At 39.0% G+C, this 16,326-nt stretch carries 16 protein-coding genes; 9 read left to right on the forward strand and 7 right to left on the reverse strand.

What is annotated here, in order from left to right; all coding sequences use genetic code 11:
• Positions 1-51: 51 nt before the first annotated feature.
• Both F981_RS04390 and pncA read right to left on the reverse strand, forming a co-directional pair.
• Positions 52-1,005, reverse strand: a complete 954-nt coding sequence (locus F981_RS04390) for a bile acid:sodium symporter family protein (protein ID WP_004718792.1) — start codon at positions 1,003-1,005, stop codon at positions 52-54.
• 93 nt (positions 1,006-1,098) lie between these two features.
• Positions 1,099-1,734, reverse strand: a complete 636-nt coding sequence (gene pncA / locus F981_RS04395) for a bifunctional nicotinamidase/pyrazinamidase (RefSeq protein WP_004718794.1) — start codon at positions 1,732-1,734, stop codon at positions 1,099-1,101.
• A gap of 484 nt (positions 1,735-2,218) precedes the next feature.
• Here pncA and dapA point away from each other — a divergent pair, with 484 nt between their 5' ends.
• Genes dapA through purC form a run of 3 tightly spaced genes read left to right on the forward strand, consistent with a single transcriptional unit; the run spans position 2,219 to position 4,496 of the window.
• On the forward strand, positions 2,219-3,115 hold the full coding sequence (dapA, locus tag F981_RS04400; protein ID WP_004718795.1) for a 4-hydroxy-tetrahydrodipicolinate synthase: 897 nt from the start codon (positions 2,219-2,221) through the stop codon (positions 3,113-3,115).
• A 15-nt stretch (positions 3,116-3,130) separates the two neighbouring features.
• A complete protein-coding gene (locus tag F981_RS04405; RefSeq protein WP_004718797.1) occupies positions 3,131-3,739 on the forward strand; it encodes a hypothetical protein in 609 nt (202 codons plus the stop codon).
• 37 nt (positions 3,740-3,776) lie between these two features.
• The gene (purC, locus tag F981_RS04410; protein WP_004718799.1) at positions 3,777-4,496 is read left to right on the forward strand and encodes a phosphoribosylaminoimidazolesuccinocarboxamide synthase; all 720 of its coding nucleotides are present in this window, start codon (positions 3,777-3,779) and stop codon (positions 4,494-4,496) included.
• Positions 4,497-4,547: 51 nt separating this feature from the next.
• Here the strand turns inward: purC and F981_RS04415 are convergent, their stop codons facing one another.
• Positions 4,548-5,108, reverse strand: coding sequence for a DUF4303 domain-containing protein (locus F981_RS04415; protein WP_016539551.1), 561 nt, complete (start codon positions 5,106-5,108; stop codon positions 4,548-4,550).
• A 237-nt stretch (positions 5,109-5,345) separates the two neighbouring features.
• Here F981_RS04415 and F981_RS04420 point away from each other — a divergent pair, with 237 nt between their 5' ends.
• From F981_RS04420 to F981_RS04430, 3 genes are all read left to right on the forward strand, one after another.
• Positions 5,346-5,534 carry a heavy-metal-associated domain-containing protein gene (locus F981_RS04420; RefSeq protein ID WP_004718803.1) on the forward strand — a complete coding sequence of 63 codons (189 nt, stop codon included), beginning with the start codon at positions 5,346-5,348 and terminating at the stop codon, positions 5,532-5,534.
• A 426-nt stretch (positions 5,535-5,960) separates the two neighbouring features.
• Positions 5,961-8,363, forward strand: coding sequence for a TonB-dependent receptor plug domain-containing protein (locus F981_RS04425; RefSeq protein WP_004718804.1), 2,403 nt, complete (start codon positions 5,961-5,963; stop codon positions 8,361-8,363).
• A gap of 369 nt (positions 8,364-8,732) precedes the next feature.
• Positions 8,733-9,266 carry a hypothetical protein gene (locus F981_RS04430; RefSeq protein ID WP_004718806.1) on the forward strand — a complete coding sequence of 178 codons (534 nt, stop codon included), beginning with the start codon at positions 8,733-8,735 and terminating at the stop codon, positions 9,264-9,266.
• Between the two features lies 1 nt (position 9,267).
• On the opposite strand, the gene F981_RS04435 is transcribed toward F981_RS04430, so the two are convergent.
• The 4 genes from F981_RS04435 to F981_RS04450 form a co-directional block, all read right to left on the reverse strand.
• Positions 9,268-11,616: a glycerophosphodiester phosphodiesterase family protein gene (locus tag F981_RS04435; protein ID WP_004718807.1), complete on the reverse strand. Its 2,349-nt coding sequence runs from the start codon at positions 11,614-11,616 to the stop codon at positions 9,268-9,270.
• 144 nt (positions 11,617-11,760) lie between these two features.
• Entirely contained in the window at positions 11,761-13,035 is a 1,275-nt protein-coding gene (locus F981_RS04440) for a replication-associated recombination protein A (RefSeq protein ID WP_004718810.1), read from the reverse strand.
• A gap of 70 nt (positions 13,036-13,105) precedes the next feature.
• Positions 13,106-14,035: an alpha/beta hydrolase gene (locus F981_RS04445; protein ID WP_016539550.1), complete on the reverse strand. Its 930-nt coding sequence runs from the start codon at positions 14,033-14,035 to the stop codon at positions 13,106-13,108.
• Positions 14,036-14,117: 82 nt separating this feature from the next.
• The gene (locus F981_RS04450; RefSeq protein ID WP_004718814.1) at positions 14,118-14,570 is read right to left on the reverse strand and encodes a YcgN family cysteine cluster protein; all 453 of its coding nucleotides are present in this window, start codon (positions 14,568-14,570) and stop codon (positions 14,118-14,120) included.
• Positions 14,571-14,759: 189 nt separating this feature from the next.
• Here F981_RS04450 and F981_RS23190 point away from each other — a divergent pair, with 189 nt between their 5' ends.
• The 3 genes from F981_RS23190 (at position 14,760) to F981_RS04465 (ending at position 16,271) form a co-directional block, all read left to right on the forward strand.
• A complete protein-coding gene (locus tag F981_RS23190) occupies positions 14,760-14,918 on the forward strand; it encodes a DUF1328 domain-containing protein (RefSeq protein ID WP_004718815.1) in 159 nt (52 codons plus the stop codon).
• A 183-nt stretch (positions 14,919-15,101) separates the two neighbouring features.
• Positions 15,102-15,839 carry a dienelactone hydrolase family protein gene (locus F981_RS04460; protein ID WP_004718817.1) on the forward strand — a complete coding sequence of 246 codons (738 nt, stop codon included), beginning with the start codon at positions 15,102-15,104 and terminating at the stop codon, positions 15,837-15,839.
• 63 nt (positions 15,840-15,902) lie between these two features.
• Positions 15,903-16,271 carry an HIT family protein gene (locus F981_RS04465; RefSeq protein WP_004718818.1) on the forward strand — a complete coding sequence of 123 codons (369 nt, stop codon included), beginning with the start codon at positions 15,903-15,905 and terminating at the stop codon, positions 16,269-16,271.
• Positions 16,272-16,326: the final 55 nt, after the last annotated feature.

Below are 16,326 nucleotides of genomic sequence, written 5' to 3' on the forward strand. Positions count from 1 at the left end.
CTGCTCAATTTTAACCTACAACGCAAGCCATTTATGAAATGTCTACAGACCCTATTGTTTATTTTCAGCCATTTTATCTGCTTTCGCTGCCCAATACGTGGCTAAAACAGGCCCAGAAATATTATGCCATAAACTAAAAATAGCACTTGGCACTGCGGTTATTGGAGATGCAGCAAAATGTATTGCCGCTAAGGTCACACCTAAACCAGAATTTTGCATCCCCACTTCAATCGCAACAGCTTTAGAATCAGGATAAGATAAGTTGAATAGACGACTTGCCCAATAGCCTAATAAAAAGCCTAAACCATTATGTAAAATCACCACACCCAAAATCAGTAGGCCCGATTGTAAAATTGAAGCCTTACTGGCTGCAATAATTGCTGCCACGATCACCACAATGGCGACTACAGATATTAGAGGCATCACTTGAATATATTGCTCGGTCTTTTGTTTAAATAGACTTCTTAAAATCACGCCCAAAATAATTGGAAAAATCACCACTTTAAGAATATCGATAAACATTGAACCCGCATCAATCGGAATCCACTGGCTGGCTAACACATAGAATATTGCAGGTGTCAAAATAGGCGCTAAAAACGTTGAAACGGATGTACATGTGACGGATAAAGCAGTATTTCCTTTGGCCATATAGGTGATGACATTGGATGCTGTCCCTCCGGGGCAACAGCCGACAAGGATTACTCCTACCGCAATTTCGGGTGGTAAATTAAAAACTTTACAAAGAAAGAATGCCACACTGGGCATCACCACAAAATGTGCAACGACACCGATCACAACCGCTTTGGGATTTGACAAGACATTCTTAAATTCGTCCACGGTCATGGTCATACCCATTCCCAGCATGATAATCCCTAAAACCCATGGAATATATGCTTTCATCCAGACAAATGCTGCTGGAAAACATAAGGCAATAAAGGCAAACACCACAACCCATAGGGCAAAAGTTTTTTGTACAAACTGACTAAAACGTAAAATTGCTGACATTGTCCTTACCCAAGCAGATTGAGGATTTCGGCTTATCTTAAAACAAGATGTTCTAAAGCAGTAATATTTCTCAAATGATGCAAGTCTTGATGCTTATGCTGCGTTGAAAATCTCTTTTGAGATCACGCGTTTTACACCGACAGCCAGCATTTCCTGCCATGCGTGTTGTAAAGAACCATGTAAATCAATTGCTTTGGTCGCGTCCGAAATAACAAAGGCTTTAAAACCTAACTTAGCGGCATCCATGGCCGTCCATGCGACGCAGAAGTCTGTTGCAATCCCGACAATATACACCGTATCTATACCACGCTCTTTAAGATAGCCCGCCAAGCCTGTAGTGGTTTTATGATCAGCTTCCATAAAGGCTGAATAGCTGTCAATTTGAGAACGAAAGCCTTTACGAATAATCAGTTGTGCGGTTGGTATGTTTAGATCAGGATGGAATTCAGCATCTTGCGTCCCTTGTACGCAGTGTGATGGCCACAATACTTGCGGGCCGTAATCTAAGCTGATCAGGTCATAAGCTTTACGGTTGGGATGATTCTCAACAAATGAAATATGGTTTTCAGGGTGCCAATCTTGAGTCAATACAATATTGTCAAAATGTAGTGCCAATTGATTGATGGTTGGAATAATTTGCTCAGCATGGGCAACTTCTAAATTTCCCCCCGAAGTGAAACCATTTTGTACATCAACAACGATCAAGGCGCTACGCTCAGATTGCAACATTTCCCTACCCTTATATTGGCCAAATGACTATTATTTTAATCGTAAAAATTTAAATACTCGATGACTCAACATACAATAAAAAAGCCTACATTTGCGAGCATCTTATCAAAATCAATCGTGAAATCATCTAGAACGGTTCGCTAGATTCTAAACAGCGAGACTCAGCCGCCCAATAGAAAATTGTTTTCTAGCGAGGATAGATTTTACCCTGCATTTGGATTAAAACTGCATGCCGGTCATGTTTGATAAAAAAATGAAAATTAAAAAAATTGCTTGGAAATGTGAGTGATTTGTTGCTTTTGTTAAAGAATTTCCAAGCTTTGACTAAAGCATATTGTTCTGACACGCTGAATCAGTCATAATTTGCATAAGCATTAGGCAATCTTTAAGATGATTGTTTCACGCTCAAATCAAAATACTGCAACCATCCCAATCCTTGTTTACTCAAACGCATGTGGATGGAAAAATAGGATATTTTTTTAAAATGACTCAGCAAGCACAGACCATTCAAGGCTCAATTGTCGCAATCGTCACCCCTATGTTTGAAGATGGCAGCGTAGATTGGAAGGGTCTCGAGAAGCTCGTTGAGTGGCACATAGAACAAGGCACTAATAGTATTGTTGCTGTCGGTACAACTGGCGAAGCATCTACTCTTAGCATGGCAGAACACACAGAAGTAATTAAAGAAATTATCCGTGTTGCCAATAAACGTATTCCAATTATTGCCGGTACTGGTGCAAACTCGACACACGAAGCGATTGAACTCACCAAAGAAGCCAAACAACTCGGCGCAGATGCCGCACTTTTAGTTACCCCTTATTATAACAAACCAACGCAAGAAGGTTTATTCCAACACTATAAGGCAGTTGCTGAAGCTGTTGATTTACCTATCATTCTTTACAACGTACCTGGTCGTACTGGTGTAGATCTGCACAACGACACCGCGATTCGTTTAGCAGATATTCCTCAAATCGTAGGAATTAAAGATGCGACTGGCGATGTTCCTCGTGGTAAAGAGCTGATTGATGGTTTAAAAGGCAAAAACATGGTGGTGTATTCAGGTGATGATGCGACTGCGAGTGAATTGATTCAGTTAGGCGCCCACGGCAATATTTCAGTGACAGCAAATATTGCACCAAAAATCATGAGCGAACTTTGTGCCGCTGCAATTGCAGGTGATGCTGCAACAGCAAAAAGCAAAGATGACCAAGTTGCAAAATTAAACAATATTCTATTTTGCGAATCGAACCCAATTCCAGTGAAATGGGCACTTCATGAAATGGAATTAATTGGTACTGGTATTCGCTTACCATTAACTCCCCTAGCAGAACAATACCGTGCACCACTGCGTGAAGAACTCAAAGCAGTGGGTCTCATTTAATAAGAGCTTAGTATTATGCAATTACGTTTAGGTTTAACTCTTGCCATTTCAGCTTTAAGCTTGGCGGGTTGTAGTTCCCTTGGAATCAGTAATGGTTCTTTAGATTATAAAAACACGACCACTGTAGAGCCACTTAGCTACCCTGAAGGTTCAACAGTTAGACCTGCAACGCCAATGTATCCAGCTCCTATTGTTGACCCTCTTGCACTTCAGCATGCACCAAAATTTGAAAATAAACGAGGCAACCGTTACGAGGTTCCTCGTCCAGATGTTGCTCAAATCAGTGCACCTGCTGATGAAGTTTCTGCATCAACTGAAAGTGTTGGTCGTCCTCAAATTTTAACTGATGGAAATGGCAATCCACTGATCAAAATTGATGGAAATTCTGCTACAATTTGGCAGTACGCACTTGCGACCCTCAGTAGCTTAAATCATAAGGTTATCGGCCAAAGCAAAAATGCCAATGAGGCAACTGTAAAAATCGATAATTCAACTTATGTATTGAAGCTTAATTCTGTAGGTTCAAGTAACACACTTGCTGTGTTTAACGCCGATAATAGCTTTGCAGACAAAGAAAAAGCTGCAGAACTATTAACCCAGATTTACCAAAACTGGCCAGCCTAGTCGTTCTAGGCAATTTTTTTTTGCAAAAGGTTCCCCCATGTTAAAACAAACCTTGCTCTATACTGGTAAAGCGAAATCTGTTTATGAAACAGATAGCGCGGATCATCTAATTCTAGTTTTCCGTGACGATGCTTCTGCATTTAATGGCGAAAAAATAGAGCAACTAGACCGTAAAGGTAAGGTGAACAACCGTTTTAATGCCTTTATCATGGAAAAACTGGCTGCAGCTGGTATTGAAACACACTTCGAAAAACTTCTTTCTCCAACTGAAGTTTTAGTGAAAAAATTGCAAATGATCCCTGTTGAATGTGTAATGCGTAATTATGCTGCAGGTTCATTATGCCGTCGTTTGGGTGTAGAAGAAGGTTTAGAGCTTGTTCCACCAACATTTGAATTGTTCTTCAAAGATGACGCTTTAGGCGATCCGATGGTGAACGAGTCTCAAGCAATTGCATTGGGTTGGGCAAATGCTGAACAATTGGCGAAAATGAAAGAATTGACTCAAAAAGTCAATGTTGTGCTTAAAGACTTATTCGCTCAAGGCAACATGCTTCTTGTTGATTTTAAACTTGAATTTGGCGTGTTCCATGACCGTATCGTTTTGGGTGACGAATTCTCTCCAGACGGTTGCCGTCTATGGGATAAAGACACCAAGAAAAAACTCGACAAAGACCGTTTCCGTCAAGGTTTAGGTGGTGTTGTTGAGGCTTATGAAGAAGTTGCTACACGCATTGGTGTAGATCTTTCAGATATCTAATTTTAGATACTGATTCTTCAAAAACCGAGCTTTTTAGCTCGGTTTCTTATTTTAAGATGCTGATTTTTCTAATAGGTAATCATATAAATTTTCACCAGCTTTTTTCTGAAAGCGGTTTTCAAATAAAGGCACTAAAAACTCAGGATTAATTTGTGGGAAACTGATGTCCTCAAAATCTTCATCGGATGAGTCTGCATATTGAATAATGACAATAATTTCTTCACCCTGTTGGTTTTTTAATTTTCCTTGTGTTCTTAAATCTTGTAATGCTTGAATAATCGTCTTTTGATAGTGCGCTTGCAATTCGCTATATTGCTCATCTGTATAATCCTCTCCCAAGTCCTGATACAAAGCCGTGATTGCATCGTGAACACGATTATTGGCAGTACTTGAACAACTCCATTCTGAAATCCACCATGCTTCATAGACGTCTTCAAAGGTTTTTAATTGTTCTAATGTGCATCCTACATAAAAGAAACCACAGAAATCTTCAACCATTCCCAAACCAATAGCACATAAATGCTGATCTTGTGTAAGCTGCTGAATCTCAGCGAAAGCATCTTGAATGTCTTGGTAAATCACTGAATATAAATGGTCTTTGTTCATCATCATGTTCTTATCATTCACAATTTCAATGCAGAGTTTACTATCAAAGCATAAATTCTGTATATAAACCATTCGCCTATGTTGGCATTTAGCATTCGTAAAAAATTCAGCAATCGATGGCTTAAAAATACTGTAAATTATTTTTGAAAAAGCGTTGCGATGAAACTTTAAACATTAAAACTTGACCTTACAATTATGGTAAGGTTTATCTTAAGTTTAAGTCTTCTTAGAGCAGGGTGAGATATGGAATTTTATATTGAAAATATGACCTGTGGTGGTTGTGCACGTGGTGTAACCAAAGCAATTCAATCTGTAGATGAAAATGCTAAGGTGATTACCGATCCACCAAGTCACAGTGTTAAAGTTGAAACAACAGCAACACAGCAACAAGTGGTTGATGCTTTATCAGAAGCGGGCTTTCCTCCACGCTAAGCTGATTGGATAAGGTGAAAAGGGCTATCAATTTAAGGTAGCCCTTTTGCATTAAAGCAAATATAAACTGATCAAACTGGGCTCTGTCATGGGATTTATTCGTCTGTATAGCATTGATCAAACCCAGCTTTTGCTGATGTAAATTGTTGATCATCACTATATTTCATCAACTTAATTCAATATCATCGCCTCATCACTGAGCCAATCAAAATCATACGCTTTATCAATAATTTCAAAAGATTGTGTATCAAACTTCCCATAAAACATCACATGATAAAATCTAGATTTCTAAACTGAGAACACTTTAAATAACCATACACTTTGCAGATTTTATTCTATTTATATTTTTAAAAGTTGTTTTCTAAATAATCTCAAGCTCACTATGATCACAACAAACCGTTACAAAAAGAGCTACAAAATAGAGTTATGCGTACATTATCAAAACGATATTCATTAAGCCTGACCGCCAGCTTAGTTTTTACATTTCTGTATCCACATGCATACGCTGCGGAACAGATTCCAGCCACCCAAGAAGTTAAAACACTTGATACCATTGTTGTCACAGGTACACGTTCGCTAAAACGTTCTAAAACAGATTCCTTACAACCGATTGATGTGATTAGTGCAGCGGAATTGACAGAACGTACAGGTTCAAGTGAGTTAGGTACGGCGCTGGCTAAAATTATCCCCTCGATTAACTTTCCTCGTCCAACCGTTGTCGATGGAACAGAACTCGTTCGCCCAGTGCAACTAAAAGGGCTTTCTCCTGATCAAGTTTTGGTTTTAGTGAATGGCAAACGTCGCCATACTGGGGCATTTATTAACCTTGGGGGTACCATTGGGCGTGGTTCAGCACCGACCGATTTAAATGCCATTCCGATTTCTGCCATCAGCCGTATTGAAGTACTTAGAGAAGGTGCATCTGCTCGCTATGGTTCAGATGCAATTGCTGGTGTTGTCAACATTATCTTAAAGTCTGATCCTAAAACAGGTGATGCAGGTATTCGCTACGGTATTTATGACAAAGGTGATGGTGAACAAAAACAATCCTATGTCTCGGGCGGTACTCAACTGGGCAATTATGGTTATGCCATTTTTTCTGGTGAATGGCAGGACAATGAAGCAACCAATCGCGCAGGTTTAGACCTTCGTGATCCAAACGCCACTACATACGGACAAAGAACTTTTCGTTTTGGTGATCCAAAATCAGATGAGGTAAAAGCTTCTGTTAATGCTGGTTTTGACCTTAGTGATACTGTTGAATTATATGGTTTTTCAACCTATAGCCATCGTAATGCAGAAACTGCTGGGTTCTATCGTTTGAGTAATGCCTCGAACAATGTATCTGCATTATTTCCAAATGGTTATTTACCGCTGATTCGCGGTCAATTAGATGACTTTAGTGCCGTTGCAGGCTTACGTGGGGAAGTCGCAGATTGGCGCTATGATGTTTCAGCCAATTATGGCTTAAACCAATATGATGTAAATACAAAAACCATCAATGTCGATCTATACAAAGATACAGGTTCAACACCAAATTCATTCCATAATGGACAGTTAAAGAATACTCAAGCTGTTTATAATATTGATTTGTCAAAAGAATTTGAGTTCTCTGCTTTTGCAAGTCCATTAAATGTCGCATTTGGTGCTCAGTATTTAAATCAACAATATCAAATCAAAGCAGGCAATCCTGCCTCTTATTATAAAAGTGGTTCTTCAGGTTTATCAGGCTTTCGTCAAGCAGATGCCGGGAAATGGACACGTGACAGTTATGCAGGATATCTCGATTTAGAAACAGATATTACTCAAAAACTTTCAGCATCTACAGCCTATCGTTATGAGAAATATGATGACTTTGGGGACACCAATAATGCATCTCTTTCGTTACGTTATAAGCTTTTACCTCAAGTTGCGGTACGTGGCTCAGTTTCTACAGGCTTTCGAGCACCGAGTCTGGCACAACAATATTTCACCCAAACTTCTTCGCAATTGGTCAATGGACAGTTTGTTGAGGCTGGAACATTTCCAAGTTCTTCACAAGTTGCACAATTGCTCGGCGCAGAAGACTTAAAAGCTGAAAAATCAAAGAACTATAGCCTTGGCTTGGTATTTACCCCGACTAAAAACCTATATGTGACTTTGGATGCCTACCAAATTGATATTGATGACCGCATTAGCTTATCTTCAAATATCAATGCCAGCAGCCCCGCTGTTCGCGCTTATTTAGTATCTAAAGGGATTACCGATACCAATTTCAGCACGGTTCGTTTCTTTAATAATGCCAGTAATACCCGCACTCGTGGTGTAGATTTAGTTGCCAATTACCAATGGCAAAACCTGCCTTATGGCGAGTTAACCACATCTTTGGCATATAATTTTAATCGCAATAAAGTCACCGATGTCGATAAAAACCCTGAGATTTTAAATGCCTTGGGTGTCAACCTCACCCGTTTAGACCGTCGTGAACAATATGGTCTATTGGCAGGAAGCACGCCTGAACATAAGTTCAGTTTAGCCAATGATTATAAAATTGGAAATTTTGGTATCAATACCAATATCACGCGTTATGGTAGCTTCGAAACTTACAGTAACTCAGGTGCTGCCAGTGATCAGAAATTTTCTGCAAAATGGCTATTGGATTTAGCACTGACATACCAATTAAACGATTGGAAATTTACTGTTGGGGGAGACAACATTACCAATGTTTATCCTGATAAAGATGTTTATGACATCAACAAACCTACTGGCGGAAGTTTACAATACAGCCAGTTCTCACCGTTTGGCTTTAATGGTGCGTTCTATTACGGCAAAATTAATTATAAGTGGTAGGCTTTAAAGTTAACCAAGGGCTTCAAACCGAGTTGAATGGCTCGGTTTTTTATGTGTGTCGTTATTGGGTATATCCCTAACCTGTTCAGAAACGCATACACTAGAATATAATTTTTCTTCATTCATAATTTTAATTAAATCAATTCTATGGGCAAATAAGTTGTTTAATTTTAAAAACATTCATTGCACACTTTGCTTTGAAAGTTTAAATCAATTTGCGTAGGCGCTACCTAACTTTTCAGAAATGAACAGAGACGAGTGACAAAATCTCCTGTTGGATCAGCGAGTATCGGTAAGCTTGGATTACTGATGAACTTTTTTTAAGAAACTTATATACTCAAAACAAACGATATTCAGATTTAATCGAACATGATAAAAACAATTTATGCTGTCATTTTATTCTTGATCATTTTAAATCCTGCACAGGCGGAAGAGTTAAGCTGTCAGCAAGATTATCCTAAAATTATTGCGTCTGACTTAGATCAATTAGGGCAAGATTTAAAGAAAAATGATTATTCATTTATGCAACAAAAAACCCATCCATCTCTGATCAATTATGTTGGTGGTGCAGAAGCTTATCAGCAGCTGCTTAAATACGCTCAAAATCTGCTTGCCAAATCACAGGTAGAAATTGTCAATGTACAATCAAAGCCACCACTTTATAGCTATATCGTAGATCATGAAGAAATTTGCTTTGTACCCAAAACCATCACAATGAAAGTTGCAGGTCAAATTCAAGCAGCATCGCCCTCATTTATGGTCGCCATTCGTTCACTACAATCACATCAATGGACCTATCTGGACGGTGCAGGACTAAAAAATAATCCTCAGATGCTGTTTACACTTTTTCCAAATTTCCCCAAAGATGTAAAACTCCCATTTCAAACAGATGCCATAAAATAAGCTATTGGATGATAACCTTTATAGGGGCTGAAAAGATTTGATAGAAGTTTTGTGCATCAATCTGATATTTATAACCAGCCAAAACATATGCAGTGCCCTTTTCAGAGAAACTCAACTGACCATTTTTAATCTCATGTTTTGCAGAACCTGATAAAACGACAAAATTGCTGAGTTGCTGATTGAGTTTCGCTCCATCTTGCTGAACCAATTGCGCATTGAGTAATACTGGCTGTCCAGCTTTTACTTTGACATTTTTGGGTGCTTGAATATCAACGATGTATTTCGCATAAAGTTGCGCAGAATTGGTGGTTATTCCGTAGGTCCCTGCAATATATAATTTTTTAAATGTTTCATCATTCAATGCCCAAGGCCAAAAACTGATTCCACGGTGCTTGGTCGTTTCTAAAAGATTGATCAAATCAGCACGATAAGCAGGGTTATACGTTGAATTATATTTCTGAACATCGGCATTGATTTGTTTGGCGGCAATTAAAGTATTGCGACTATTGGGCATGCTGCCAACCAATAACCCTCGTGGTATCTCAGACAATTGTGACTGTGCACGCGCAACTTGATCTGCATTAAATGAGGTCGTGACGACTTGATTTTCAACTTGGTACTTTTTAATTTCATCCTGCATTTTTGCAACCAATGCTGGATTGGCACTTTTCATTTCGATCATCAGTACAAAGTTTGGATTGTGCTTAAATGTGGTGAAATATTCTGCAAGGGTTGGAATTGAATAAGCTTTGTTTTTAGATTTTAATTGTTGAACCTGCGCAAGGCTCATTTCTTCAATTTTACCTGTTGAACGTGTAGTGCGATCTACTGTTGCATCATGCATCACCACAAGGTGCTGGTCTTTGGTTAAATAAATATCGTTTTCAACAATATCTGCACCCAAAGCAACTGCATGTTTCGCACTTTCTAAAGTATTTTCATCTTCTAAACTGGGTACACCACGATGCCCAATAATAAAGGGTTTACGCAATAAGGTATTTTTTGGAAACTGCTTTAAAACACTGGCAAATAGTGTACTTTGCGTTGTAATAATCCCATTCACACCTGAAGTCAAAATACTGGCGACATCCTGCGGATCATGTGCTGGTGTATCAACCCACACTGTCATTAAATGACGTTGAATAAAGCTAACACTCGATTTGTTGGCAAGGCTATGCGGAAGAACCACGATGCGTGCATAGGCCTGATTGCTACGGCGCATAATTTCAGAAAGACCTACATGACTCTCCTTTAAATTTTCGCGACTTAAATCTAATACTGTTCGAAGCGTAGGTACAATTTGATGCGCAGACTTGAGTAAATCATCACTTTTGGACAATAAAGTAATATCGCTCATATCGTGAGATTTAGAGAGTAATTTTAAGGCTTCAATACTTTTGGGATCTTTGATTTCTAAAACAGCAATGGTATTGCGCTGCGGATTCACCAAATATTGTTGTAATGTTTCAACCACCTGTCCTGTCTGATCAAGCAAGTTTAAATTGGCATCTAATTGATAATATAACTGATTCGCTGAATTTAATGGACTGCTGGTATTTTTAACTTTTTGAATCAGCGTCGGTGCCAAAGCGACATTAGTTTGAATTTCTTGCACTTGGGTGACTTTATTGGCTAAGTCTGGCAATGCACTGGTTTGTTCAGAGACTTGAATATTTTTAACTTTTAAGACTAGGCCTGTTGCTGAAAGCCCGATGCCGCCTTTGGCAGATCCTTGGTCAAGTTCTACATCTTGCATTAACTGGTGGTTTAAATAGTGTTGTACCCGTTGTCCAGAGACCACAATGCTGGCTTTATACCATTGATTTGCTTTGATGTTCTCCGAAAATGCTTTCGTTTCAGAGACCTCCCACTGCCCGTTACTTTTATGACGACCAAACTCCGTACCATTTTTTGCAGTGGTATCTGTTCTGAGGGTAAATTGATAATAACTGCTTGGAATCACCCCCTGAGTTTCTGTAACATCATAAATCACACTGCCCCAACGCGAGTTATTGACAGCTTGGTCTAAAGTAAATTCGAGATCAATGCGATAATTTTGCTGTTTTTCAAGATTTTGCGGTAATAAAATTGAGGTCGGACTGACTGAATTTGCTCGACCATCAATATGAAGCATCCCATTCTCAACATAGACATTGCCGGCATTGTTGCCAGGAATACGCCAGCCTTGAGGAATTGTTTTTTGCTGAACAAAACTTTGTTGATAAAGTGTTTTAAGCGGCTGCGCGGCAAGTTTAGGCTGATTTTGAGTCGAAATTTTACTTGCAAGTTCAGCATGGCTCAACATCGGCAAAGAAATTAAAACAGCAAAAGATAAAACGGATAATTTCATAAAATTTCTAAACCATTTAGAAGCACTTTGCTCAAGCGTATTTCTAAAATGGTGTCAGCCTAATTTAAATTTTGCCTATATTTTAAACCTTTATATAAAATAGAACATCTATTTAAAAGATGCCTAAGCAAATAAACTTCACAACTATTGTTGCTGCTGTTCTTGTTGCCAACGACGTTGCTGTAAACGCTCACCTTCAACTTCACGCTTATTACGAGCAGACTCATATAATTTTGTGCCTTTCAATTCAGGTGGTAAATATTCCTGTAGCACAAAATTTTCAGGGTAGTTATGAGGATAAAGATAATCCACACCATAGCCTTGTTGTTTCATGAGCTTGGTCGGTGCATTACGTAAATGGAGTGGCACAGGTAGGTTGGACGTTTTTTCTGCAAGTTCTAAGGCTTTATTGATCGCCAAATAAGTGCTGTTACTCTTTGCACTGGTTGCCAGATAAACTGCGCATTGGCCTAAAATAATTCGACACTCAGGCATGCCTATCGCTTGAACCGAGCGGAAACATTCGCCCGCTAAAAGCAAGGCATTTGGATTTGAGTTACCAATATCTTCTGAAGCAGCGATCAACATACGACGAGCGATAAAAACCGGATCTTCACCGCCTTTAAGCATACGTGCCATCCAATACAACGTTGCATCAGGATCACTACCTCGAATAGATTTAATAAACGCAGACACAAGATCATAATGTTGCTCACCTGATTTGTCATAGCGTGCAATATTCTGTTGCGCAACTTTGACCACGATCGCATTGGTCACAATATTTTCAATATCGGACTCAAAGGTACTGGCAATTAAATCGATTAAATTAAGTGCCTTACGTGCATCACCCGCAGCAAACTGAACCAATGCATCAAATTCTTCAATCTGGATATGGCGGTCTTTTAAAAATTTATCTTGTTGAATCGCGCGTAAAATGAGTTCTTGAATCGCCTCATTACTTAATCCATTTAAGGTATACACCTGACAACGAGACAGCAAAGCACTGTTGACTTCAAATGAAGGGTTTTCAGTGGTCGCACCGATCAGGGTAATTTTGCCTTTTTCAACCGCATTCAATAAGGCATCTTGTTGCGACTTATTAAAACGATGAATTTCATCAATAAACACCACCGGTGTTAATAAATCACCGCTGTCAGCAATCACCTCACGGAGCTCTTTTACCCCTGTATTTAAGGCAGATAAGCTAATAAATGTACGATCGACTGCTTGAGCCAATAACAATGCGATGGTGGTTTTTCCAACACCAGGCGGCCCCCAAAAAATAATCGAGGGTAAATGCCCTTGATCAATCATTTGACGGAGTGGTGCTGCGACACCGAGTAAATGATCTTGCCCAATAATTTCAGACAAATCACGTGGACGTAAACGTTCTGGAAGCGGAATTTGAGTGTCTGACATACTGCTTTTTTAATTGATGAATGCTGTCCTTAGTCTACTATGGAAAATCATCAATATTGCACTTTCAGCTTTAAAATAATCGATTCTGCAAAACATCCATTAACGAGGCCTGAAATACTTGACCATGACTAAGATGTGGATAAAGCATTAATTTGCCATCTACGCCTTTAGTGGCTAAATCTAAAACCAATTGACGGTTATTTTGAATCATATCCCGATCTGCATTTGGGCTGATTGGTCTCGTTGTAGACTGAATGATGTCACCTTCCATCACCCATAATTTTTTATTTTTTAATTGCTCAGGCGGGGCTTTTTCAACGGCTTTGAGTAATCGAGAATCTGCCCATGTGAGAGATGGACTGGCTGAAAAATAGTGTGAAAACTTATTATCTATGCTTTGACTATTTAAAAGGGTATCTAAAACAAATAAACCACCATAAGAATGTCCCCACAATGCAGTACGTTGCTTATCCAGTTTTACTTGCGTATTGACCCACGGCATAATTTTTTCAAACAGCACCTGTCTAAATTGTGCACTTCCGCCTGCCATACGTTCAGGATTGCGTGGGTCAGCCGCCACTTTTCCAGATTCATCAGCAGGTGTGTAGTCTACAGACCGTGAAGCGGACTCAAACGGTAACTGGGTTTGATAGCCTATAGCCACCAACACTGGGCTGTCTTGTTCGGATAGTTTTTTTAACAGTGACTCATCTAAACGCGCCATAGCAGAGTTGCCATCTAACATATAAACAGCAGGTAAGATCTTATTTTTATTGATATGTTTAGGAATTCCGACCCAAACTTTATAATGCCGTTGTTGATCTGCGGATTGAAAATTTTTTACTTGAAATTGATAATAACTGGAGCCTTGCTCCGCAATATTTGGCCCTAAAGCTTGCAAATCTGGTTTTGCATAAACATTGGAGTGAATACCGAAACTCAGGCTGATTGCACATACACAGAATGCACTTTTTTTGAATAACCAAGATAAAGCAAACATTTTAAAACACATCAAACTGAAGAGTTTGCCTATCATATTACTATTTGATAATGATTATCAATTCATAATTGATTCAAATGATTTACCGCACCCATCTTACAATGTATTCATCGATTTCTTCTTCATTGACTTCTGTTTCGGAGATACAACGCCCAGCAGCAGATTTTCTGGCTTTAATCACATTGCTTCTTGAGCCTGTGATCAGATAGTGCCATGCCGGTAAATTTTTACCTTCATTCACCCGACGATAAGCACAACTTGAAGGCAACCAATGAATATTGGCTAATTTTTCAGGGCTTAATTGAATACAGTCAGGTACATAATCTAAACGATTAGGATAGTCAGAACACTGCGCGGTAGTACAATCGAGGAGTTTACAAGACACTTTGGTATAGGCTATTTCATGTGTGTCATCATCTTCTAATTTTACCAAACAGCACAGCCCACAACCATCGCACAACGCTTCCCACTCGGTCGGATTTAACTCAGACAGTGTATAATTCTTCCAAAACTGGGGGCGGATCTCAAAGGTCATGGCATAACATTAAAGTCATTTAAGGCGAAATAATTATATCAGTATATAAGCAGAAATTAGAAAATTTAAAACAGAACAAACCTTTACATATTGCTTTATTAATCACACTTTTTAAACACAACTTCACAAGTCCCTCAGATTTTTCTGCCTATACTGAAAATACATAACAAAAATATGGAGATGAATCTTATGTTTCGTTGGGCAATTATTTTCGCTGTGATCGCCTTAATCGCAAGTTTATTTGGTTTTGGTGGTGTTGCGGGAATGTCTAAAGACTTCGCAGTCATTCTTCTCGTTGTCGCGGTAATCCTCGCGATTGTTGGTTTTATTTCGAGAGGAAAAGTTTAGCTTTTCCTGATCAATTTTCATAAAAGAGAAGAACCTTGGTTCTTCTCTTTTTCATTTGAAAACGACCTTTTTCATTCATAAATTTTCACATTTCTATTGTAAATATTCGAAATTTAGTCATTTGAATCTTATATATTTATGCTTTAATCAATCTCATTCTCGCCGATACACAAGGATTAACAGATGACTCTTGCAATCAAAACTCGTGAAATTCAATACCAAGCAAAAGATAGAACAACTTTAATCGGTTATTTTGCTGCGCCTGAATCCGCACAACCAGTTGCAGGTGTGATTGTTGGTCCAGAATGGTGGGGCCGAAATGAGTATTCTGAACAACGTGCTCGAGAGTTGGCACAACATGGTTTTGCTGCGCTGGCAATTGATATGTATGGCGATAAAAAAACCACGGCTGTTGCGACTCAAGCCCATGAGTGGATGATGCAAACCTTCCAACATGAGCAGACCATTGTTGAGCGTTCAGCTGCGGCTTTGGCTGCTTTAGCAGCACAACCAGAAGTCGATGCAACGCGTTTGGCTGCGATTGGATTCTGTTATGGTGGTAAAGTGATATTAGATTTGGCACGCTCAGGTGCTGACTTAAAAGCTGCAATTACTTTCCATGCAAATTTATCTGCGCAAAAAGCAGCGGAAGCAGAAAAATTTAAAGCGCAAGTGTTAGTGCTACATGGTGAAAAAGACAGCATGGTGTCTTTGGCAGATGTCGAATCGTTTAAACAAGAAATGCAGCATGCTCAGGTAAAATCTGAAGTGATCATCCTGAAAGATGCTAAACATGGCTTTAGTAACCCACAAGCAGATGAAAAAGCAAAAGCCAATGGCGTAGATCTAGGTTATAACGCCGAAGCAGAAAAAGCTGGATTAGCAGCAATGTATGATTTATTAGATCGCACCTTGGCTTAACCTACTCTAGCTTAATTAAAATACGTTCTACGTCGATTAAGACAACAAAACGAGGGATTAGAAATGACTGAAAAAGTATGTCCTTATTGTGACTTTGAAGAATTTGATATCATTGATAAAAATGAATTTGGTGCAATTTTGCCTGAACATAACCCTTTGTCTAAAGGTCATTCAGTGATTATTCCTTTGCGCCATATTGCTTCTTTTTTTGAGGTTTCAGAGAAAGAACGTAAAAGCCTTTCCTCTTTATTGGAACTGGCACGTAACGAGCTTAAGATTCGCCATCAACCTGAAGGATTCCATATCGCCTTTAATGATGGTCATGTGTTTGGTGAAGACCAAAGTGAACATTTCCATATTCACATTATCCCACGCTATAAAAACGAACCGCTTAAACTCGATAAGCGTTGGGGTATCATCAATGAAAACTAAGTTGTGACTATAAATGCTTTTGAAAAGACGCTTTGGCGTCTTTTTTTATGCAGAT

This window comes from Acinetobacter guillouiae CIP 63.46 (genome assembly GCF_000368145.1).
In the GTDB taxonomy this organism is placed as follows: Bacteria; Pseudomonadota; Gammaproteobacteria; order Pseudomonadales; family Moraxellaceae; genus Acinetobacter; species Acinetobacter guillouiae.